The organism is Sphingobium sp. TomTYG65 (genome assembly GCF_055395525.1).
Genome location: NZ_AP027330.1, coordinates 1,617,725 through 1,637,591 on the forward strand (window position 1 = coordinate 1,617,725; position 19,867 = coordinate 1,637,591).

22 protein-coding genes and 1 tRNA gene are annotated in these 19,867 nt (G+C 62.8%); 19 read left to right on the forward strand and 4 right to left on the reverse strand.

Annotated elements, in window-relative coordinates; translation table 11 throughout:
- Nucleotides 1-6 precede the first annotated feature (6 nt).
- Complete coding sequence (locus tag ACZ5Y5_RS07920; protein WP_464808109.1) at nt 7-339, reverse strand: hypothetical protein; 333 nt, start codon at nt 337-339, stop codon at nt 7-9.
- 62 nt (nt 340-401) lie between these two features.
- Here ACZ5Y5_RS07920 and ACZ5Y5_RS07925 point away from each other — a divergent pair, with 62 nt between their 5' ends.
- Nucleotides 402-800, forward strand: coding sequence for a low affinity iron permease family protein (locus ACZ5Y5_RS07925; protein ID WP_464808110.1), 399 nt, complete (start codon nt 402-404; stop codon nt 798-800).
- 13 nt (nt 801-813) lie between these two features.
- Here the strand turns inward: ACZ5Y5_RS07925 and ACZ5Y5_RS07930 are convergent, their stop codons facing one another.
- Nucleotides 814-993, reverse strand: a complete 180-nt coding sequence (locus ACZ5Y5_RS07930) for a hypothetical protein (RefSeq protein WP_464808111.1) — start codon at nt 991-993, stop codon at nt 814-816.
- A gap of 281 nt (nt 994-1,274) precedes the next feature.
- Here ACZ5Y5_RS07930 and ACZ5Y5_RS07935 point away from each other — a divergent pair, with 281 nt between their 5' ends.
- The 4 genes from ACZ5Y5_RS07935 to ACZ5Y5_RS07950 are packed head-to-tail and all read left to right on the forward strand — an operon-like array spanning nt 1,275 to nt 5,471.
- Nucleotides 1,275-2,660, forward strand: coding sequence for a glycosyl transferase family protein (locus ACZ5Y5_RS07935; RefSeq protein WP_464808112.1), 1,386 nt, complete (start codon nt 1,275-1,277; stop codon nt 2,658-2,660).
- 9 nt (nt 2,661-2,669) lie between these two features.
- Nucleotides 2,670-3,731: a hypothetical protein gene (locus ACZ5Y5_RS07940; RefSeq protein WP_464808113.1), complete on the forward strand. Its 1,062-nt coding sequence runs from the start codon at nt 2,670-2,672 to the stop codon at nt 3,729-3,731.
- Nucleotides 3,732-3,789: 58 nt separating this feature from the next.
- Nucleotides 3,790-4,704, forward strand: a complete 915-nt coding sequence (locus tag ACZ5Y5_RS07945; RefSeq protein WP_464808114.1) for a sulfite exporter TauE/SafE family protein — start codon at nt 3,790-3,792, stop codon at nt 4,702-4,704.
- A 2-nt stretch (nt 4,705-4,706) separates the two neighbouring features.
- Complete coding sequence (locus ACZ5Y5_RS07950) at nt 4,707-5,471, forward strand: TIGR02186 family protein (protein WP_464808115.1); 765 nt, start codon at nt 4,707-4,709, stop codon at nt 5,469-5,471.
- Here the strand turns inward: ACZ5Y5_RS07950 and ACZ5Y5_RS07955 are convergent.
- Nucleotides 5,461-5,892, reverse strand: coding sequence for a DUF488 domain-containing protein (locus tag ACZ5Y5_RS07955; protein WP_464808116.1), 432 nt, complete (start codon nt 5,890-5,892; stop codon nt 5,461-5,463). The genes ACZ5Y5_RS07950 and ACZ5Y5_RS07955 overlap by 11 nt on opposite strands.
- Nucleotides 5,893-5,973: 81 nt before the next feature.
- On the opposite strand from ACZ5Y5_RS07955, the gene ACZ5Y5_RS07960 reads away from it, so the two are divergent.
- From ACZ5Y5_RS07960 to ACZ5Y5_RS07995, 8 genes are all read left to right on the forward strand, one after another.
- Nucleotides 5,974-6,969: an aspartate carbamoyltransferase catalytic subunit gene (locus ACZ5Y5_RS07960; RefSeq protein ID WP_464808117.1), complete on the forward strand. Its 996-nt coding sequence runs from the start codon at nt 5,974-5,976 to the stop codon at nt 6,967-6,969.
- A gap of 66 nt (nt 6,970-7,035) precedes the next feature.
- Nucleotides 7,036-8,259: a dihydroorotase gene (locus ACZ5Y5_RS07965; RefSeq protein ID WP_464808118.1), complete on the forward strand. Its 1,224-nt coding sequence runs from the start codon at nt 7,036-7,038 to the stop codon at nt 8,257-8,259.
- Nucleotides 8,260-8,315: 56 nt separating this feature from the next.
- Nucleotides 8,316-8,391, forward strand: a tRNA-Trp gene (locus ACZ5Y5_RS07970).
- 168 nt (nt 8,392-8,559) lie between these two features.
- Nucleotides 8,560-8,766, forward strand: coding sequence for a preprotein translocase subunit SecE (secE, locus tag ACZ5Y5_RS07975; RefSeq protein WP_464808119.1), 207 nt, complete (start codon nt 8,560-8,562; stop codon nt 8,764-8,766).
- Nucleotides 8,767-8,787: 21 nt separating this feature from the next.
- Nucleotides 8,788-9,324 carry a transcription termination/antitermination protein NusG gene (gene nusG, locus ACZ5Y5_RS07980; protein ID WP_021238462.1) on the forward strand — a complete coding sequence of 179 codons (537 nt, stop codon included), beginning with the start codon at nt 8,788-8,790 and terminating at the stop codon, nt 9,322-9,324.
- Nucleotides 9,325-9,540: 216 nt separating this feature from the next.
- On the forward strand, nt 9,541-9,972 hold the full coding sequence (gene rplK, locus ACZ5Y5_RS07985) for a 50S ribosomal protein L11 (RefSeq protein ID WP_150294672.1): 432 nt from the start codon (nt 9,541-9,543) through the stop codon (nt 9,970-9,972).
- 4 nt (nt 9,973-9,976) lie between these two features.
- A complete protein-coding gene (gene rplA, locus ACZ5Y5_RS07990; protein WP_464808120.1) occupies nt 9,977-10,675 on the forward strand; it encodes a 50S ribosomal protein L1 in 699 nt (232 codons plus the stop codon).
- 219 nt (nt 10,676-10,894) lie between these two features.
- Complete coding sequence (locus ACZ5Y5_RS07995) at nt 10,895-12,643, forward strand: DEAD/DEAH box helicase (protein WP_464808121.1); 1,749 nt, start codon at nt 10,895-10,897, stop codon at nt 12,641-12,643.
- 32 nt (nt 12,644-12,675) lie between these two features.
- Here the strand turns inward: ACZ5Y5_RS07995 and ybaL are convergent, their stop codons facing one another.
- A complete protein-coding gene (ybaL, locus tag ACZ5Y5_RS08000) occupies nt 12,676-14,310 on the reverse strand; it encodes a YbaL family putative K(+) efflux transporter (RefSeq protein ID WP_464808122.1) in 1,635 nt (544 codons plus the stop codon).
- A gap of 812 nt (nt 14,311-15,122) precedes the next feature.
- On the opposite strand from ybaL, the gene rplU reads away from it, so the two are divergent.
- The 6 genes from rplU to ACZ5Y5_RS08030 all read left to right on the forward strand — a co-directional run bounded on the left by rplU (nt 15,123) and on the right by ACZ5Y5_RS08030 (nt 19,858).
- Nucleotides 15,123-15,419, forward strand: a complete 297-nt coding sequence (rplU, locus tag ACZ5Y5_RS08005) for a 50S ribosomal protein L21 (protein ID WP_464810502.1) — start codon at nt 15,123-15,125, stop codon at nt 15,417-15,419.
- A 30-nt stretch (nt 15,420-15,449) separates the two neighbouring features.
- Nucleotides 15,450-15,719, forward strand: a complete 270-nt coding sequence (gene rpmA / locus ACZ5Y5_RS08010) for a 50S ribosomal protein L27 (protein WP_007683600.1) — start codon at nt 15,450-15,452, stop codon at nt 15,717-15,719.
- A gap of 272 nt (nt 15,720-15,991) precedes the next feature.
- Nucleotides 15,992-16,567 (forward strand): GNAT family N-acetyltransferase, encoded by a 576-nt coding sequence (locus ACZ5Y5_RS08015; RefSeq protein WP_464808123.1) that lies wholly within the window; start codon nt 15,992-15,994, stop codon nt 16,565-16,567.
- A gap of 119 nt (nt 16,568-16,686) precedes the next feature.
- Nucleotides 16,687-17,781: a GTPase ObgE gene (gene obgE, locus ACZ5Y5_RS08020; RefSeq protein WP_464808124.1), complete on the forward strand. Its 1,095-nt coding sequence runs from the start codon at nt 16,687-16,689 to the stop codon at nt 17,779-17,781.
- A gap of 25 nt (nt 17,782-17,806) precedes the next feature.
- The gene (gene proB / locus ACZ5Y5_RS08025) at nt 17,807-18,937 is read left to right on the forward strand and encodes a glutamate 5-kinase (protein ID WP_464808125.1); all 1,131 of its coding nucleotides are present in this window, start codon (nt 17,807-17,809) and stop codon (nt 18,935-18,937) included.
- Nucleotides 18,938-18,943: 6 nt separating this feature from the next.
- A complete protein-coding gene (locus tag ACZ5Y5_RS08030) occupies nt 18,944-19,858 on the forward strand; it encodes an NAD-dependent epimerase/dehydratase family protein (RefSeq protein ID WP_464808126.1) in 915 nt (304 codons plus the stop codon).
- The last annotated feature ends 9 nt before the right edge of the window (nt 19,859-19,867 follow it).

Genomic DNA, 19,867 nt, shown 5'->3' on the forward strand with positions numbered 1-19,867 from the left:
CTTCATTCATTCAATCGCGCAGACGATCGCCGCCTTGCTGGTCACCATGAATATCTCCGGATCCTCCAGCGCCCGCACCTTGTAGAGGAACCGGTCGACCGTCATGCCCGCCATGTGCGAATTGCGGAGCGATGTCAGCGATTGCAGCCGGCGCAGCTGCACCAGGCTCAGCCGATCGACCATCCGCTCCGCCATACACCCCGCCATGCGCGGCGAAAGTCCAGCCTCGATGAGCCCCGCCCGAACCCGCGATTCGGGCGAAACGGTGGCGCAGGAAGACAGCAGCAGCCCGACGGCAGGCAGGGCGAGCGCAAAGGCGCGAAGGGATATGGTGATCATTCCCTCTCCATGGCAATCAGAGCCTGAACGCAAGGTAAATGGGTCGCAACGGGGAGAAGAGAATGGACAAGATATTCGGAGCCTTCGCACATCGCGTCGCCAGTTGGTCGGGACAGCCGCTGGCCTTCATCCTCGCCGTGACCATAATCATCGGCTGGATTCTCACCGGCCCGCTCTTCCACTATTCCGACACCTGGCAGCTCATCATCAACACCGGCACGACCATCGTGACCTTTCTGATGGTCTTCCTGATCCAGAACGCCCAGAATCGCGACGGATCAGCCATCCAGGCGAAGCTGGACGAACTGATCCGCGCCGTCACGGACGCCCGCAACGAATTCATCGGCATCGAACATCTGACCGAAACCGACCTGGAGCGCATCAAGGCCGTACTGGAAAGGGAATGCGGCAGCGACGAAACCCATCGCCAATCGATCGACAGATTGATCCAGCGGCGGTGAAAGACGTCTGCAATCAATGGGCGAGGTTCACCATCCGCACATTCTCTTCCCGATACGCATCAATCTGATCGGTATAGCCGCGCGCAAGATCCTCATAGGCGGTGCGCGCCCTTTTCGTCCGGCTCATCTGAGCTCGGATCAAAGACACCTGCTGCCTGTGCAGCAGATAATTGACATCCATCTCCCCGGTCATTCACGCCCTCCTACCTTATCGCTCTCTAAGAGACTGGTTGGGGTGCCGCGACCCTTTGCGAGTCGTCGTTCCGGCAAAGGGGACAATAGCATCCCCCTTTTGGATTAGCGATTCACTCCAACGCATCGCCGGAGCAGCTTGCCGGAAATGCACGGGCCACTCTCCAGGCTGCAGACCCCACAGCAAGGCAACTACACGCCTCTGTGCTAAATTTTCAGCAACCCCTTGGAATCGCAAGCATCTGATGCCAATGGGCGCTCCAACAGGGGGCTTTTTAAACTATGGCGCAATCGCTGACCGCGATATTGGCGGTCATTTATCATGAGGTGCTGCTTTTCGCAGTGGTAGGGCTCGCGATAGGCGGGCTCGACGATTTTCTTGTGGATATCCTGTTTCTGCTCCGCCGATGGTGGCGCAACATCATCATCTATTCGCGTCATCCGCGCATGACGACAGCCACCTTGCCTGCATCCGAAAACCCCGGCCGGATCGCCATATTCGTGCCAGCCTGGGGTGAAGCGGAAGTCATAGGCCCCATGCTCCGCAACGCGCTAAACCAATGGCGCCAGGGCGATTATCGCATATTCGTTGGCGTCTATCCGAACGACCGCGCCACTATCGACGCCGTCATCCCAATCGCGGATGGCGAAGAGCGGCTTATCATCTGCATCAATGATCGCCCTGGCCCCACCACCAAGGCGGATTGCCTGAACCTGCAATGGCGCACCATGCTGCAGGAGGAAAAGCGAACCGGCGTCCCCTTCAAAGCTGTCGTTTTGCATGACGCGGAAGACGTCGTGCACGCCGATGAGATCCGGCTGTTCGACCTCATGATCGATCGCTTTCAACTGGTGCAATTGCCGGTTCTTCCGCTGACCGGCCATGGCAGTTGGTGGAACCGCGCCATAGCCAACCATTATTGCGACGAGTTTGCCGAAAGCCACGGAAAATATCTGACCATCCGCGAAGCCATGGGCGCGTCAGTGCCCTCGGCCGGAGTAGCCTGCGCCTTTGAACGCGCGACGTTGGATAGCCTCATCGATGCGAAAAATGGCGGCCCGTTCGATCCTGACTCGCTGACGGAAGATTATGAGGTAGGGCTTCGGATCAAGAATATGGGCGGCCGCGGTGTCTTCGTACGCATGCGTGACAGCTCAGGTGAACTGGTCGCCACGCGGGAATATTTCCCCGACAATCTTGAAGCCGCCGTAAAGCAGAAGGCCCGCTGGATGGTGGGTATTTCCCTCGCCGGCTGGGATCGCATGGGCTGGCAGGGCGGCATGACGGAAAGGTGGATGCGCATCCGCGACCGCCGCGCCGCGATCGCAGCGATCGTGCTGTTCGCCGCCTATCTTTCCTTGCTGCTCTGGGGCGTGCTGGCGATCGCAGGCTGGTTCGGCATTCTGCCTGCCCGCCGGAGTTCCAGTCTGATTGAACCGCTATTGTGGCTGAACTTCATTTTCATGCTCTGGCGGCTTGCAATGAGGGCGATCTTCGTCGGCCGCAGCTATGGCTGGGTCTATGGACTGGGTGCCATCCCCCGATCGATAATCGCCAACCTGATCGCCATGATGGCCGCGCGCCGCGCCATATTTCTCTACCTTGATTCCCTGTTCGGCAAGCCGCTGGTCTGGGACAAGACGCAGCATCGCTTTCCCCAGCTTTAGAAGGTCCGCATGAGCCGAACCGTCAGCGGACGTCCCGTCCGTTTCTTCGTCGTCCTCATGGGCGGCTGGACCCTCGTTCGCCTGGGCAGCATGTTCTGGCCCGCATCTCTGCCGCAAGCTTCGCCCGCAACGCAGACAACGCCCGCCCCTCGCCCCCTCTCCTTGACGGGAGAGCGGACGACGGTTGCGCCAGCCTCTACGCTCATGCTGACCAATATACCGGGTTTGAAGATGCCGATACTGGCTCCAAAGGCCGTGACATCACCCCGGAAACCTGCCGCGTCTGCGGTGAGGTCAGCCCATAACGCCTCACCCACCATGCTGGCGCTTGCCGGATCGGACAATGCCGCAATCCCTGATCCTGTTCGGCAGCAAGGGGAGCCGCCACCGGCTTCGGCTGTGCCACTCACCCTCTCGGCCCGAGCCGGATCGGATCGATGGCGGGGCGGAGCCTGGCTGCTCTGGCGCGACGGCAGCGCCAGTCAGGCGAACATCGTCGCCGCAGGCCGGCTCGGTGGATCTCAGGCGGGCCTTCGTCTGGACTATGATCTGACGCCGGGGTCGCCCGGACGAGCCGCTGCCTATGGACGCGTCACGGCCGCGCTAAACCGCCCGACCTCGCCAGAAGGCGCACTGGGCATCGCTTGGCAACCGTCGCGCGCCATCCCCGTCAGCATCGCCGCCGAACGGCGCATCGCCCTCGGCAAGGGAGCGCGGGACGCGAACGCCCTGTTGGCAGTCGGCGGCTTTGGCCCGACCCCGCTCCTTCCCGGGGTGGAAGCAGAAGCCTATGCCCAGGCTGGCATGGTCGGCTTTCATCGCCGCGAGCTGTTCACCGATGGCAAATTCTCGCTTCTCTCTCCGATCTCGCGGTCGCCGCTGCGGCTCGGCGCGAGCCTGTCGGGCGGCGCACAGCCTGGGGTTGAGCGGCTCGACATCGGCCCCGAAGTCCAACTGCGCCTCCCACTTCCTCAGGCGGCCGCCCGTCTCAGCATAGAATGGCGGGAGCGGGTTGCGGGCCAGGCGAGCCCCCCTTCCGGGCTCGCCGTGACGCTCGGCGCGGATTTTTGAGAGGAGCGCACCACCCCGCCTTTATCTCGCCGCGCAATGGGCTTAACCCTGTGAGTCCATGGATCTCTACCTGCCCATCGCCAATCTGTCGGTGAACGCGCTGGTGATCATCGCCCTGGGTGGCGTGGTCGGCCTGCTTTCGGGCATGTTCGGTGTAGGCGGCGGGTTCCTGACGACGCCGCTTTTGATCTTCTACGGCATCCCGCCCACTGTCGCCGCCGCCTCTGCCGCCTCGCAGGTGACCGGCGCGAGCGTGTCGGGCGTAGTTACGCACATGGCGCGGGGCACCGTCGATTTCCGGATGGGCGGCGTACTCATCGGCGGAGGCGTGATCGGTGCAGGCATTGGCGTCCTGCTCTTTCGCCTCCTGCAATCGGTGGGGCAGATCGATACGGCGATCGGCATCCTCTACGTCCTGATGCTGGGCGGCATCGGCAGCCTGATGGCCAAGGAATCGATTCAGGCGCTCATCACTTTGAAAACCGGCAAGCGCCTTCCAGCGCGAAAACGGCGGCACCATCCGCTGGTAGCAGCGCTGCCGATGCGCTGGCGCTTCTACCGATCGGGCCTCTACATCTCGCCGCTCGCGCCGCTGCTGCTGGGCATCGCGACCGGCATACTCACCACCCTGCTGGGCGTCGGCGGCGGCTTCATCCTCGTCCCCGCCATGCTCTACCTGCTGGGCATGACCACGCAGTCGGTGGTCGGCACTTCGCTCTTCCAGATCCTGTTCGTCACCATGGCGACCACGATGATGCACGCCATGACGACCAAGGCCGTCGATCTCGTCCTGGCGATACTTCTGCTCATCGGCAGCGTCACCGGCGCGCAAGTCGGCACCCGCATCTCCATGACGGTCCGTCCCGAATATCTACGCATCCTGCTTTCGGCCATCGTCCTGCTGGTCGCCGCGCGCATGGCGCTCGGCCTCGGCTTCCGCCCCGACGAAATCTACACGGTGGAAGTACGCTGAGCATGCGCGCCCGCCTCGCGCTTCTCCTGCCCGCGCTGCTGCTCACCAGCGCGGCCGGGGAGCCCAAGTTGGTCCCCGACGTCTCTCAGCGCGAGGTGGAAATCCAATATAGCTTCACCGGCGCGGATCTCCTGCTGTTCGGCGCCATCATCTATCCGGACGGACGCCCACCCAAGAAACCGGCCGATATATTGGTGGTGCTGAAAGGCCCCGACCAATCCATCATGATGCGCGAAAAGCAAAAGGTGGCGGGCATTTGGATCAACGCCGACAGCGTCCGCTTCCGCTCCGCCCCCAGCTTCTATGCGATCGCATCCTCGCGGCCCATCGCCGATGTCGTTGATGACCGAACGGCGGCCATTTACGAGATGGGCGTCAACAAGCTGCAGCTATCTCCCTCCTCGCTCAACGACAGCGCCGAACTTGACCGCTTTCAGGCTGGCCTCATCGACCTGCGCGAACGGACCGGTCTCTTCGCCGAGCATCAGGGCACGGTGGAAATCAGCCAGGGCGTATTGTACCGCGCACGCATCCCGCTCCCTGCTCGCGTGATTGTGGGCGACTATACGGCCGAAACATTCCTCGTTCAGGACGGCCGCGTGGTCGCCGCCGCTGTTCGCGACATCACCATTCGAAAATCAGGGTTCGAACGCTTCATGGCGGTCGCAGCGGAGCAATGGCCATTTTTCTACGGCCTCACCGCTATCCTGTTAGCCGTCGGCATGGGCTGGGCCGCCGGAGCGGTGGCGCGCCGCTTCAGGGCTTGAGGTCGACGCGCTCGTCATCGGGAAAGAGATATTCGAGCAGCAAGGATCGGTGGCACCCATCCGCTTCCCGCTCGAAACAGAGCAGCGCGGTCGGCCTCTCCCCCGCCATGTCGCGTAACTGCTCCGCCTGGACAATGGCGTCGGGAAGATCCAACTGAGCCGAATAAATCTCGCGCAGCTTCGCATGATTGCCCTTGCGTGCCGCCTCCCGACCCTCGGCCGGCGTACCGAGCGCCTTCAGCCCCACATAATCGATCCCCGCCTCTTTCAGCCCCGCCGCCAGTATGTTCTTCGAAAAACCCGGCCGCCGGGACAGGGGCACCGCCCTGATGTCCGCCAGTAGCATCACGCCAGCATCCTGCAGCGCCGCGATCAGCTCCGCCTGGGTCGCGCCCTCATATCCTATCGTGTAAATCCGCATGCCGCTGAGATAGGGAGCAGCGCGACACTTCCAAGCTTCGCGCCTTGCCCTCTCCCATAGGCTCGCCTAAAGGGTCCTTTCATGCCCGACATCACTGCTCCCTCCGCCTCGCCTGACCTTTCTGGCCGGGCGCTGTTCCCGCATCGGCATCTGCTCTCCATCGCCGACCTGAAGCCATGGGAAATCCGTTTCCTGCTCGACGAGGCGGAACATTGGGCAAAGACCAATCGCGACAATGCACGCAAGCATGACGACCGGCTGAAAGGCATGACGCAGATCAACGCCTTCTTCGAAAACAGCACGCGCACGCTGCTGTCCTTCGAAATTGCGGGCAAGCGGCTGGGCGCGGACGTCGTCAACATGCACGCCGCCCAGTCCAGCGTGAAGAAGGGCGAAACCCTGATCGATACGGCGATGACGCTCAACGCCATGGCCGCCGACGTCATCGTCATCCGCCATGCGAGTTCGGGCGCAGTGGCACTGATCGCTGACAAGGTCGATTGCCCGGTGCTCAACGCCGGGGACGGCTGGCACCAGCATCCGACCCAAGCCCTGCTCGACGCCCTCACCATCCGCCGCCGCAAGGGCGGCTTCGAAGGGCTGATCGTCGCCATCTGCGGCGATGTGCTGCACAGCCGCGTGGCCCGCTCCAACATGCTCTGCCTTGCCGCCTTGGGCGCGCAGGTGCGCGCGGTCGCCCCTCCCACGCTGATGCCGCCCGAAGTGGAAATGCTGGGCGCAACCCCCTTCCATCGCATGGACGAAGGGCTGGCCGGCGCCGATGTCGTCATGATGCTGCGCCTTCAGAATGAGCGCATGGACGGTGCCTTCATCCCCTCGCCGCGCGAATATCATATGCTCTACGGCCTGACGCCCGAGCGGCTGGCGCTGGCCAAGCCGGACGCGCTCGTGATGCACCCGGGCCCCATGAACCGCGGCGTCGAAATCGCCAGCGTCGTGGCGGATCATCCGGAACGCTCGGCGATCACCGAACAGGTGGAGATGGGGGTCGCCATCCGCATGGCATGCCTTGATGTGCTGACGCGAAGCGCGCGCGGCGTCGAGGGATGGTCTTGAACATCTCGACCAACAACAAGGAGGGATGGGCTTGAACATCCCGGCAAATACAAAGAAGGGCTGGCAATGAACAAGCTCGCTATCGTGAACGGCAAGCTGGCCGATCCCGCCCAACCCGAACTCACCAGCGGCGTCATCCTGATCGAAGGAGACCGGATCACCGCTGCCGGTGACGTTCCCGTGCCCCAGGGCGCGGAGCAAGTCGACGCGGCGGGCCTGGTCGTCGCGCCGGGCCTCATCGACCTGGGCGTCTTCGCCACCGACAAGCCAGCCTTCCACTTCGGCGGCATAACCCGCGCCGCGCTGATGCCGGATCAATCCTCTCCGCTGGACGACGCTGGCCTCATCCGCCAGGCCACACGAGCAGGCAAGCCCGATTTCTGGGTCCATCCGATCGCAGCAGCCACGCGCGGCCTGAAGGGAAGCGAACTGGCCGAAATCGGCATGATGCAGGCGGCCGGCGCAAAAGCGGTCGGCACCGGGCGGCAGTGGATCGCGGACTCCGGCGTCATGATGCGCGTTCTCGCCTATGCTTCCGGTCTCGGGTTGACCGTCATCACCCATGCCGAGGATAATGGGCTCGCGGGCAAGGCAGTCGCGACCAGCGGCGAAACCGCCACCCGGCTAGGATTGCCCCATGCGCCCGCCTGCGCCGAAGCGATGGCGATCGCGCGCGACATCATGCTGGCGCGCGAAACCGGCGCAGCGATCCACTTCCGCCTTGTGACCACAAAGGCAGGTTTCGACCTCGTACGCGCTGCCAAGGCCGAAGGGCTCAAGGTCACCTGCGGCATCAGCCCGGCCTATCTCTACCTTGCCGACAATGCTGTCACCGACTTCCGCACGTTCGCGCGCCTGTCGCCGCCGCTGCGGTCGGAGGATGACCGGCGGGCCTCGATCGCAGCGGTTGCGGATGGGACGATCGATGTGATCACGTCCAGCCACGATCCGCGAGGGCCAGAGGACAAGCGGCTGCCCTTCGCCGATGCCTCGCCGGGCATGGCGGGCGCGGAAACGCTTCTCGCCCTCTCGCTCAATCTCGTGCGCGAAGGCCATCTCTCCATGACCCGGCTGATGACGCTGCTCAGCGCCAATCCGGCCCGGATATTGGGCGTCAATGCCGGGAGCTTCGCAACCGGCAGCGCGGCCGACCTGATCTTCATCGATCCCGACACACCCTGGATCATCGACTCTGCAAAAATGGCCGCACAGGCGGGCAACACGCCCTTCGATCGCGTGCCCGTGCAAGGCCGCGCGCGGCGGATCATGAAGGGCGGCGTTTTCCTCTAAGTTTCCTGCTTGCCCTCCCCGGCAGGCCACGCTAAAGCGCCCTCCTTCGCCGGCACAGGAGTGTAGCTCAGCTGGTAGAGCGTCGGTCTCCAAAACCGAATGCCGGGGGTTCGAGTCCCTCCACTCCTGCCAAGCAACTGATCGCTGATCCTTGATTTTTCAATGGTTCGCGGCTAGCTGCCCGAGCGAAGATGGGTCGCGAAGCCAGCGGCCGCACCCCGGGACGCCGACATGGCGGGGTCCGGAGGGCGGACTGTTGCTTCGCGCTTTGGTGTTTGTTCGAAAGTTTTTGAGGCAGTGATGGCGAAGGTTTCTCCGGGCGAATTCGTCAATCAGGTGAAGACCGAAGCGTCTAAGATCGTGTGGCCGACAGGCCGCGAAACGGTCATGACTGCGGTGATGGTCGGTATCATGACCACGCTGCTCGGCCTCTTCTTCTTCGGGATCGACACCTTTTTCGGCAAGGTCGTTCAGTGGCTGCTGCAGCTCGCCGCTGGTCAGGCCTGATTGGGAGTTTGAGACGGTAACATGGCGCGCTGGTACATCATCCACGCCTATTCGGGCTTCGAAAACAAGGTCAAGGAATCGATCCTGTCCGAAGCCGAGCGCATGGGCCTCTCCCAGCTGGTCGAGCAGGTGGAAGTCCCCACCGAGACCGTGACCGAGGTGAAGCGCGGCAAGAAGGTCCAGGTCGAACGCAAGTTCATGCCGGGCTATGTCCTCGCCAAGCTGGCGATGAACGACGACATCTATCACCTCGTCAAGAACACGCCGAAGGTGACGGGCTTCCTTGGATCGTCCGGCAAGCCGCAGGCGATCAGCGAGAGCGAAGCCGCCCGCTATTTCGGCGCCCGCAAGGAAGCGGAGGCCGCGCCCAAGCACAAGGTCAACGTCGATTACGAAATCGGCGACAGCGTCAAGGTGCTGGACGGCCCCTTCGCCAGCTTCAACGGCACCGTCGAGGAACTGGATTTCGAAAAGAACCGCGTCAAGGTGTCCGTGTCGATCTTCGGCCGCGCCACGCCGGTCGAACTGGACTTCGAGCAGGTCGAACTGTCGAAGTAAGAGAGATTACGTCATCCCAGCGACCCGTTAGGGCGGCGTAAGCCAACGCTGGGATCTCGTGCCTCGGGCCGTTCCCTTGCGGCCTGAGATGCCAGCATCCGCTGGCATGACGACAGGGGAAGCTAGTGCGGGAGGCGTCCTTAGGGTCGCTGCTTGACCGCTAAACTTGAACCGGTGGATTTATTCGCAAATCTGCCAGCAACAGAGTGAGTGAAAATGGCCAAGAAGATTACGGGCTATATCAAGCTCCAGGTGCCCGCTGGAGCCGCCAACCCCTCGCCGCCGATCGGTCCGGCGCTGGGTCAGCGCGGTGTGAACATCATGGAATTCTGCAAGGCGTTCAACGCCTCGACGGAAAAGATGGAAAAGGGCACCCCGCTGCCGACCATCATCACCGTCTATGCAGACCGTTCGTTCAGCTTCGTGACGAAGCAGCCGCCCGCCACCTACCTGATCAAGAAGGCCGTCAACCTGAAGTCGGGTTCGAAGGAACCGGGCAAGGTCGTCGCTGGCAAGATCACCCGCGCCCAGCTCGCTGAAATCGCGCAGGCCAAGATGGCCGACCTGAACGCGAATGACATCGACGCTGCGACGAAGATCATCGAAGGCTCCGCTCGCGCGATGGGCCTCGAAGTGGTGGAGGGCTAAGACCATGGCAAAGCTGACGAAGAAGGCGAAGGCTCTCGCCGCTGCCGTTGACCGCGAAAAGCTGCACGGCGTTGACGAAGCGCTGGGCCTGATCAAGACCCACGCGACCGCCAAGTTCGACGAAAGCGTCGAAATCGCGATCAACCTGGGCGTTGACCCGCGTCACGCCGACCAGATGGTCCGTGGCGTCGTCACCCTGCCCGCCGGCACCGGCAAGGACATCCGCGTCGCCGTGTTCGCCCGTGGCGACAAGGCTGAAGCCGCGACCGCCGCTGGCGCTGACGTTGTGGGTGCCGAAGACCTGCTCGAATCGATCCAGGCTGGCAATATCGACTTCCAGCGCGTGATCGCGACCCCCGACATGATGGGTCTGGTCGGCCGCCTCGGTAAGGTGCTGGGCCCCAAGGGCCTGATGCCGAACCCGAAGCTTGGCACCGTGACCCCGAACGTCGCTGAAGCGGTCAAGGCCGCCAAGGGCGGTCAGATCGAGTTCCGCGTTGAAAAGGCTGGCATCATCCACGCCGGTCTTGGCAAGGCGAGCTTCTCGGCCGAAGACCTGCGCAAGAATTTCGACGCTTTCGTTGACGCGATCGTCAAGGCTAAGCCGTCGGGTTCGAAGGGCAAATATGTCCGCAAGATCGCCCTGTCCTCCTCGATGGGTCCGGGCGTGAAGGTCGATGTGGCGGAAGTCGCTTCGGTCTGATCCCTTAGCGGATAAGCAATAAAGGGGCCGCCTTCCCTCTTTGCGGGGGAAGGCGGCCTTCTTATTTGGGCAGTTCCAGGCCAGTTTTTATGGCCCCAGGAACGGTGTGAACTTCGGGGTGTGTGACCTTGCACCCCGGGCTTCAGCAGCAGCTGGAGCAGATCAGGTCATCATGTATCCGTCGGGAATGGCGGGTCGCCTTTACCGATGGAAAATATAATGAATTTCGAACATCTCCCCGCCCTCCTCTCCGACGCGTTGACGCGGAAAGGCTATGAAAGCCTGACGCCGGTGCAGGCCCAAGTCACCCAGCCCGAAGCCGAGGGCCGCGACCTTATCGTCTCCGCGCAGACCGGCTCGGGCAAAACGGTCGCCTTCGGCCTCGCCATGGCCAGCGAACTGCTGGGCGAACAAAGCCGCCTGCCGGTGGCCAGCAAGCCCCTCGCGCTCGCCATCGCGCCGACCCGCGAACTGGCGCTGCAGGTCAGCCGCGAACTCGAATGGCTCTATGGCGAGGCCCGCGCCCGCATCGCGACCTGCGTCGGCGGCATGGACGCCGCAAAGGAACGCCGCGCATTAAGCCACGGCGCGCATATCGTCGTTGGCACGCCGGGCCGCCTGCGCGACCATCTGGAACGCGGCGCACTCGACCTCTCCGGCCTAAAGACCGTGGTGCTCGATGAAGCCGACGAGATGCTCGACATGGGCTTCCGCGAGGACTTGGAGGAAATTCTCGACGGTGCACCCGAAGAGCGCCGCACCCTGCTCTTCTCCGCCACAATGCCAAAGCCGATCGTGGCGCTCGCCAAGCGCTACCAGAAGGACGCACTCCGCATTTCCACTGCCAGCGACGAACGCGGTCATGGCGACATCAGCTACCAGGCCGTGACCGTCGCGCCCGCCGATATCGAAAATGCCGTCGTCAATCTGCTCCGCTATCATGAGGCGGAGACCGCGATCCTTTTCTGCGCCACCCGCGATAATGTGCGCCACCTGCACGCCAGCCTCACCGAACGCGGTTTCGCCGCCGTGGCGCTGTCGGGCGAACACAGCCAGAATGAGCGCAACCATGCGTTGCAGGCTTTGCGCGATCGCCGCGCGCGGGTCTGCGTTGCCACCGACGTGGCCGCACGCGGCATCGACCTTCCGAACCTCAGCCTGGTCGTGCACGTCGAAATCCCGCGCGACGCCGAAACGATGCAGCACCGTTCGGGCCGTACGGGCCGCGCGGGCAAAAAGGGTACGGCCGTGCTGATCGTTCCTTATCCGCGCCGCCGCCGCGTCGAATCCATGCTACGAGGCGCGAAGATCCCAGTCGAATGGGGTACTCCCCCGAGCAAGGAAGCCATTCAGGAGCAGGACAATGCACGCCTGCGTGCCACCCTGATGGAAAAGGCCGAATTGGACGAGCAGGATTGGGCATTGGGCGCCGAACTGCTGGCCGAAAAGTCAGCCAAGGAAATCGCGGCGATGCTGGTGAAGAGCGCTCGCTCCGCTCTCCCTGCACCCGAGGAGCTGCTGGACGCAGGTGAAGCGCCACCTCGCCGCGACGGACCCCGGCCGGGCTTTGAGGAAACCGTCTGGTTCCGCATGGATATCGGCCGCCGTCAAAATGCCGACCCGCGCTGGATCCTGCCGCTGATCTGCCGTCGCGGCCATGTGTCCCGCCAGGACATCGGCGCGATCCGCATTGCTGCGAACGAGACGCTGTTTGAAATCCCAAGCGCTATCGCCGCCCGCTTCGTCGGTGCGGTAAAGCGAACTGGGCAGGCCAGCGATGAAGGCGCTGAAGTCGCCATCGAACAAGTCGAAGGCACGCCCCGCGAAGCGGCGCGAGACAATCGTCGCGAAGGCCCGCACGGCAAGGGACGCCCCAATGCCGAACGCGGCCCCCGTCCGCCTGCGCACAGCCCGCGCCCCTTCAAGGCCGGTTTCAAACGGGGGGCGCCCCGCAAGCCCAAGGGCTAAAGGACAAGAGGCCGCTCTTCGACAGAGCGGCCCTAGCCTGCGCCGCAGAGCGACAGCATTTTGGCGGCGAGCTCACGTTCGCCCATGACGATGTGAGGGACGCCCAAACCTTCCAGATGCGCGACTTCAGCATCCGAATGGGCGCGGGCGATGACCTGGATATTAGGGTTCAGATGGCGCGCATGCTCATGGATTGCACCGCCCTCAAAACCCTCCGGCACCGCGATCAGCAAGCGACGCGCTTCGCAAATCCCCGCGGCAAGAAGGTGACGGTCCTCCAGAGCGCTGCCGCGTACGACCGACAGCCCCGCCTCCTCCGCCTCCTCCGCTCGCTCAGGATCACCTTCAACCACTACCAGATGCGCGTGCCTTTCCGCCAGACGTGATGCGATCATCTTGCCTACCCGGCCATAGCCCACAAGAATCACGTGACCGATCCGCCGCGTCACCTGCGCCCTTTCAGTCTGCTCATCATCTTCCTCCGGCTTGTGCTTACGCACGATCAATGAAAAAATCAGCGGATTGAGGAAGATCGAAACGATCGCGCCAGCGAGGATCAAATCCCGCGCTTCGGCAGGCAATATGCCAAGGCCGGTGCCGAGCGACGCCAGAATAAAGGAAAATTCGCCGATCTGGGCGAGGCTCGCCGCGATCGTGAGCGCCGTCTCGCCAGTATAGCCGAAGGCGCGAACGATAACGAAGGCAGCAATGGACTTTCCGATGATGATGATTGCTACCGTAGCGAGCAGAGGCAAAGGCTGCTCGACGAGTACCGCCGGATTGAACAGCATGCCGACCGAAACAAAGAACAGCACCGCGAACGCATCACGCAGTGGCAGAGTTTCCTCCGTAGCGCGCCGGCTGAGCGGCGTTTCGCCCAGGATCATGCCTGCGAAGAAAGCTCCAAGCGCGAAGGACACATCGAAGGCGACCGCAGCTCCGAAAGCCACCCCAAGCGCGATCGCCAGAACGGCGAGGCGAAACAGCTCCCGCGACCCGCTGTGCACCACCCAGTGTAGCGCCCAGGGGATGACCCGGCGACCGACGATCAGCATCAATGCGACGAACCCAGTTACCTTCAGCAAGGTGCCGAGCAGCGGCGCCAGCAACGCACCACCGCCTGCAGATGCGTTCGCATTATTCATGACTCCGGCTAGTGCGGGTAGCAGGACCAGCGCCAGCACCATGACCAGATCCTCGACGATCAGCCAGCCGACAGCGATTCGTCCGCGCCGCGTCTCCACCAGGTCAGCACCTTGCAGCGCGCGAAGAAGGACCACGGTGCTGGCGACCGACAAGGCCAGGCCGAATACCAGACCGCCCAGCAAGGGCCACCCCATGACGTGCGCAAGGCCCATTCCCAGCAATGTCGCCACTGCAATTTGCCCAATCGCGCCTGGCACGGCGATGTTCTTTACTGAAAGCAGGTCGCGCAGCGAAAAATGCAGCCCGACGCCAAACATCAGCAGGATCACGCCGATCTCGGCAAGTTCGTTGGCCAGTCCAGCATCGGCAACAAAGCCCGGTGTGAACGGGCCGACGACGATACCTGCGGCGAGGTAGCCGACCAAAGGAGAGAGCTTTAGGCGATGAGCGATGGCGCCCAAGATGAAAGCAACTACGAGACCCGCAACGATCGTTCCGATCAGGGGCGTGTGATGGGGCATATTTGGCCTTTTTCTGTTCGCAAGGGCGCAGCGTACACTGGCCCCGGCGCATTATCATTCCGCGATTGCCCCCATCACTGCAGAGTGCAGCGCTCCTGCGGCGGCCAATCCAGTCATCACAGCAGGCATGAACCACCGGGGAGGCCAACTGCAACGCGATTTTCTGCCAGCCATGGAAGGCTCCTTCCAAGGGAGGCCCTCATATCGGGTCGGGCAACGACTGTCAGAACGACGTGGGAGGCGCCCGCGCTCGCCGGGAAGAAAAATGGCCTTGTGCGAAGTGCACCGTGCCCGGAGAATATCGGCCTGACGCCATCACAAGGGCCGTTGCAGTGACCAGGACAAACGCGGCTGCAGCAAACCAATGCTGCACCTGCGCAGCACTATAACGAACCGGGTCCGGACCAGCCTCGACAGAGAGCGCCTTTTCCACAGTGAGGGGCGACCGCGCCTTGAGTACGACGCTGACCGATGCCGGGTTGAACGCGGAACCGGTCAGCCTGCTGGATGGCGGACCAAGAGGAGCAACAGCGGACAGCAGCGCGACGACGATCGCCATCCACAGGGCAGCGATGAAGGACCTGCGTCCTACCATGCTTCTGTCCCCGTGCCGTCTCAACGTCATGCGCTTTTTGGTTCCTTTCCCGCGAGAGATAGGCGTGTACCCGTCCAAAAACCAGTGTCCATGGCGCCCCATATCGGTTGACAGCGGCGAGTCATTCAACTACCGGGCCACATTCCCGCGCGGGTCAACAGGACTTTATGTCCTCGGCGATCTGCGTAAAGCAGATTTGAACGAGAAGAGAAGAGCCATGTTCGCAGTCGTGCGCACGGGCGGCAAGCAATATCGCGTCGCCGCCGGAGACAAGATCGTCGTCGAGAAGCTGGCCGGTGAGGCTGGTGACAAGGTGACCCTGGATGACGTCCTGTTCGCCGGTGAAGGCAGCGACGTGAAGGACGCCAGCAAGATGACCGTCGCCGCCGAAATCATCGCACAGGCGAAGGGTGAGAAGGTCATCGTTTTCAAGAAGCGTCGCCGGCACAACTACCGCCGCCGCAACGGCCATCGCCAGAATCACACGATCCTCAAGATCGTGTCGATCGCCTGAGCCGCAGTCCAGTTTCGAGGAGTTTGAGTCATGGCACATAAGAAAGCTGGCGGTTCGTCGCGCAACGGTCGCGATTCAGAATCGAAGCGTCTTGGCGTGAAGAAGTTCGGCGGTCAGGAAGTGATCGGTGGCAACATCATCATCCGCCAGCGCGGTACGCGCGTCTATCCCGGCCGCAATGTCGGCATGGGTAAGGACCACACGTTGTTCGCGCTCGGTGAAGGCCGCGTGGTATTCCACACCGGCAAGCTCGGCCGCAAATATGTGTCGGTCGATGCGATGGCCGAAGCAGCCGAATAACGGACGATCGATGACGGATCGTCCCTCGCAATTGGGGCGATCCTCCTGGTGGTACGACGTTTAGTCCCCACCATTGTTCGAGGGAAATAAAGGGGCGCCCCGCACGGGAGCGCCCCTTTTTCCATTCGGCGGCATCTCCCCTCATTTTCCCTCAAGCCTCTGGAACCCTGCCCCTTCTCGCGCGTCATGCGGCCGGGGTTCAGCCAGAGGAAAAGTCGTCAAGCCGTAACTTTTCGCGGCCATTGGCGCGTCAGTTAGAGGAGAGATTTAAAATGTTCGCCCGCACCCCCCGCCTGCTCCTGAGACCCGGCTGGATAGAAGATGCATCCGCCCTGGCCGAGGCGATTGGCGAGCCGGCGGTCCTGCGCAACTTGACGAGCGCCCCTGCCCCTTACGGCATCGGAGATGCGCGTGCGTTCCTTTCGCTGCCGCATGATTCGCGCCTCCCGCAGTTGCTGGCGTTTTCCCGTACCCGCGGTGCGCCCCGGCTGGTCGGCGGGTGCGGCTTGCATGTGGCTGAGGATGGGGTGCCCGAAATTGGTTACTGGATCGCTCGCCCTTACTGGGGTTTGGGATTTGCCACCGAGGCAGCAAGCGCGGTCCTCAGCATGGCGCGGGCTGCAGGCGTATACGGTGTCCGCGCGGCCCATTTCGCGGACAATCCCGCCTCGGGCAACGTGTTGCGCAAGCTCGGCTTCCGCTACACAGGACGCGTTGAGCAGCGGTATAGCCCGGCGCGTGGCATGACGGCCGACTGCCTGATCTTTGAAGAAGGTGCCTTCGGACGAATGGTAATCGACCCGGCCATGGACCTTTATGAAGATGCCTTGCCTGCCTTGGCTGCATGACTGATAAATGGGGGCGGGACCAATCGGTGCCGCCCCTCCATCGCTGCAACACATATGTTTGATTGAGACCATAGACGGCGAGGTTTAATTCCGCAGCATAAGCGGCTATGGGCCAGCCCATGCATTTTCTGGATCAGGCGAAGATTTACATCAAGTCCGGCTGGGGTGGCCCCGGTGCGGTCAGTTTCCGGCGGGAAAAATATGTCGAATATGGCGGCCCCGACGGCGGCAACGGCGGCAAGGGCGGGGACATCATATTCGAAGCCGTTGCGGGGCTGAACACCCTGATCGATTTCCGCTACACGCAGCATTTCAAGGCGCAGCGGGGGCTCCCCGGCGCGGGCAAGAATCGCTACGGCGCGGGGGGCGAGGATCTCGTCATCAAAGTACCTGTCGGCACACAAATTCTGTCCGATCCTCAACCCATTGAGGGGACGGAAGATGAAGACGGCTATCCTGATTATGAGGAACAGGAACTGCTCGCCGACTTCACAGAGGTCGGGCAGCGCTTAGTGCTGCTTCGCGGCGGCGACGGCGGACGCGGCAACCTGTCGTACAAGACAAGCACCAACCGCGCCCCGCGGCAACATGGCACCGGATGGCCCGGTCAGGAAATGTGGGTGTGGTTGCGGCTAAAACTGCTCGCCGATGTCGGTTTGGTCGGCATGCCCAATGCAGGTAAATCGACCTTCATCAATCAGGTGACAAACACCAAGGCAAAGGTCGGAGCTTATGCGTTCACCACGACCAAGCCTCAGCTTGGTGTCGTGCTACACCGCGATCGCGAGTTCGTTCTGGCCGACATCCCCGGATTAATCGCGGGCGCGGCCGAGGGTGCCGGGATCGGCGACCGATTCCTCGGTCATATCGAGCGTTGCCGGGTGCTGCTCCACTTGGTCGATGCAACAGGGGACGATCCCGTCGAACAGTTTCGCATCGTACAGGATGAACTCGCCGCCTATGGCGAGGGCCTGGAAGACAAACCGCAGATCGTTGCGCTGAACAAGGGGGACTTGCTGGGCCACGAGCTGATGGAGGATATTGCGGCTCAGCTCCGCGAAGAAGCGGGCGTGGAGGACGTGTTCATCATATCCGGCGCGACCGGCGAGGGCGTCCCCGCGTTATTGGATGCCGTCCTCCCGCTGCTTGCGGAACCTCAGGCAGACGAAGATGCACCCGATGAGGAAGGTGACACGCCATGGTCGCCCATCTGATTGCACGGTGAACGGAATTGAATCTGTGACCCTTCCCCTTTCCGGCTTCCCGCCTTCTGAAATCCGGCGTCTGGTCATCAAGATCGGGTCCGCCTTGCTGGTCGACCCCGCTGGCGAGGTGCGCGAGACATGGCTGCGCACGCTGGTAGAGGATGTCGCCGCGCGCAAGGCCGCTGGGCAGCAGATCATTATTGTTTCCTCTGGCGCGATCGCGCTTGGCGCGCGTCGGCTTAAGTTGCCCAAGGGCGGGCGCGGCAGTCTTGAGGATGCACAGGCAGCGGCCGCGACGGGGCAGATCGCGTTGTCGCAATGCTGGGCGCGCCTGCTGCAGGACAAGGGCATCACAGCAGCGCAGATGCTGGTCACGCTGGACGATCTTGAGCACCGTCGTCGCTACCTCAACGCATCAGCCACGCTGGAGCGGCTGATGGCGCTGGACGTCGTTCCAGTGGTGAATGAGAATGACAGTGTGGCGACGGCAGAGATCCGCTTTGGCGACAACGACCGGCTCGCGGCGCGCATCGGACAGGCGGCACGGGCCGACGCAGTCGTGCTGCTTTCCGATGTCGATGGGCTTTACACGGCGAACCCGCATGTCGATGCGAGCGCCATGTTGATAGAGACAATCGAGCGCATCGATGCGCGGATCGCTGGTATGGCGGACAGCGGATCAGCTTCCGGCATGGGTTCGGGGGGCATGACCTCCAAGATCGAAGCCGCCCGGATCGCGACCGGAGCTGGTGCGCATCTGGCGATCATCTCTGGCAAGGTGGACGCCCCGCTGTCCCATTGGACCAACGGGGGCCGGGGATCGGTCTTCCTGGCGGCGCCTGCAAAGCGCGCGCGCAAGGGATGGCTCGCCGGGCGGCTGACGGTGCGAGGACGGATTGTTGTCGATTCCGGCGCGGAAAAAGCGCTGGGGCGCGGCAACAGCCTGCTGCCTGCAGGCGTCGCGCGCGTGGAGGGAGCGTTCGCGCGCGGCGATGTGGTCGATATCGTCGGGCCGGCAGGGCAGGTGATTGCGCGCGGCCTCAGCGAATATGATAGCCAGGAAGCGGAGCGCATAGCGGGCAAGCGCAGCGAGGATATCGCGGCTTTGTTGGGGCACCTCCCCCGGTCTGTGCTGGTCCATCGCGACCATATGGCGATGGTCTGACATTTCATGAAACTGCGTATCGCAATGACCGGCGCGACGGGATTCGTCGGCGCTGAAACACTTAATCAGGCCTTGGAAGCTGGCCACCATGTGACGGCAATTACCCGCAAGGCGCAACCGCCGCGCGCGCGGCTGAAATGGGTGCATGGCTCGTTGGAAGATCGCCCGGCGCTGAACACACTCGTTCGGGACGCCGACGTAGTGATCCATATTGCAGGTGTCGTGAACGCGGCGGACCGCGATGGCTTTGAAGTCGGGAATGCCCGCGGCACCATGGCGGTGATCGACGCCATGCGTCAGCGGGGTGTGCGGCGATTAGTCCATATATCCTCGCTGGCGGCGCGAGAGCCGAAGCTGTCCGACTATGGATGGTCGAAGGGCCTGGCCGAGAAGCATGTAAAGGCGAGCGGATTGGATTGGACGATCGTGCGACCGCCTGCGATCTATGGACCGGGCGACCGCGAAATGCTGGAACTGTTCCGCATGGCGAAGCGCGGCATCATGCTGCTGCCGCCCGGCGGCCGGTTATCGCTGATCGAGGTGGGCGATCTGGCGCGGCTGCTGCTGGTGCTTGCCAGCGAAAAAGAGATGAGCCTTGCTCACTGTTACGAAGCCGATGACGGCACGCCGGGGGGCTGGGATCATCTGGAGTTCGGCCAAGCTATCGGGCGGGCGGTGGGACGTCCGGTCCGGACCTTCGCCACGCCGAACTGGGCGCTGGGCGTCGGTGCACGGCTGGACCGGATGCTGCGGGGCAAAGGGGCGAAACTGACCCAGGATCGGGTCAGCTATTTCTGCCATCCTGATTGGGTGGTGACGAAGCGCAAGCAGCCCCCCAAAAAACTGTGGACGCCCAAGGTGGTCACTGAAGAAGGCCTAAAGGCTACGGCTGCGGCCTATCGCGCGAAGGGATGGCTGTAGCCTATTCCT

Coding starts and splice junctions, on each gene's coding strand:
- rplA (WP_464808120.1), top strand. CDS start 9,977: ATGGCAAAGCTGACGAAGAAGGCGAAGGCTCTCGCCGCTGCCGTTGAC.
- ACZ5Y5_RS07925 (WP_464808110.1), top strand. CDS start 402: ATGGACAAGATATTCGGAGCCTTCGCACATCGCGTCGCCAGTTGGTCG.
- ACZ5Y5_RS08015 (WP_464808123.1), top strand. CDS start 15,992: ATGTTCGCCCGCACCCCCCGCCTGCTCCTGAGACCCGGCTGGATAGAA.
- ACZ5Y5_RS07945 (WP_464808114.1), top strand. CDS start 3,790: ATGGATCTCTACCTGCCCATCGCCAATCTGTCGGTGAACGCGCTGGTG.
- ACZ5Y5_RS07930 (WP_464808111.1), bottom strand. CDS start 993: ATGACCGGGGAGATGGATGTCAATTATCTGCTGCACAGGCAGCAGGTG.
- ACZ5Y5_RS08030 (WP_464808126.1), top strand. CDS start 18,944: ATGAAACTGCGTATCGCAATGACCGGCGCGACGGGATTCGTCGGCGCT.
- ACZ5Y5_RS07955 (WP_464808116.1), bottom strand. CDS start 5,892: ATGCGGATTTACACGATAGGATATGAGGGCGCGACCCAGGCGGAGCTG.
- rpmA (WP_007683600.1), top strand. CDS start 15,450: ATGGCACATAAGAAAGCTGGCGGTTCGTCGCGCAACGGTCGCGATTCA.
- nusG (WP_021238462.1), top strand. CDS start 8,788: ATGGCGCGCTGGTACATCATCCACGCCTATTCGGGCTTCGAAAACAAG.
- ACZ5Y5_RS07960 (WP_464808117.1), top strand. CDS start 5,974: ATGCCCGACATCACTGCTCCCTCCGCCTCGCCTGACCTTTCTGGCCGG.
- rplU (WP_464810502.1), top strand. CDS start 15,123: ATGTTCGCAGTCGTGCGCACGGGCGGCAAGCAATATCGCGTCGCCGCC.
- ybaL (WP_464808122.1), bottom strand. CDS start 14,310: ATGCCCCATCACACGCCCCTGATCGGAACGATCGTTGCGGGTCTCGTA.
- ACZ5Y5_RS07940 (WP_464808113.1), top strand. CDS start 2,670: ATGAGCCGAACCGTCAGCGGACGTCCCGTCCGTTTCTTCGTCGTCCTC.
- ACZ5Y5_RS07935 (WP_464808112.1), top strand. CDS start 1,275: ATGGCGCAATCGCTGACCGCGATATTGGCGGTCATTTATCATGAGGTG.
- ACZ5Y5_RS07995 (WP_464808121.1), top strand. CDS start 10,895: ATGAATTTCGAACATCTCCCCGCCCTCCTCTCCGACGCGTTGACGCGG.
- ACZ5Y5_RS07920 (WP_464808109.1), bottom strand. CDS start 339: ATGATCACCATATCCCTTCGCGCCTTTGCGCTCGCCCTGCCTGCCGTC.
- obgE (WP_464808124.1), top strand. CDS start 16,687: ATGCATTTTCTGGATCAGGCGAAGATTTACATCAAGTCCGGCTGGGGT.
- ACZ5Y5_RS07950 (WP_464808115.1), top strand. CDS start 4,707: ATGCGCGCCCGCCTCGCGCTTCTCCTGCCCGCGCTGCTGCTCACCAGC.
- rplK (WP_150294672.1), top strand. CDS start 9,541: ATGGCCAAGAAGATTACGGGCTATATCAAGCTCCAGGTGCCCGCTGGA.
- secE (WP_464808119.1), top strand. CDS start 8,560: ATGGCGAAGGTTTCTCCGGGCGAATTCGTCAATCAGGTGAAGACCGAA.
- ACZ5Y5_RS07965 (WP_464808118.1), top strand. CDS start 7,036: ATGAACAAGCTCGCTATCGTGAACGGCAAGCTGGCCGATCCCGCCCAA.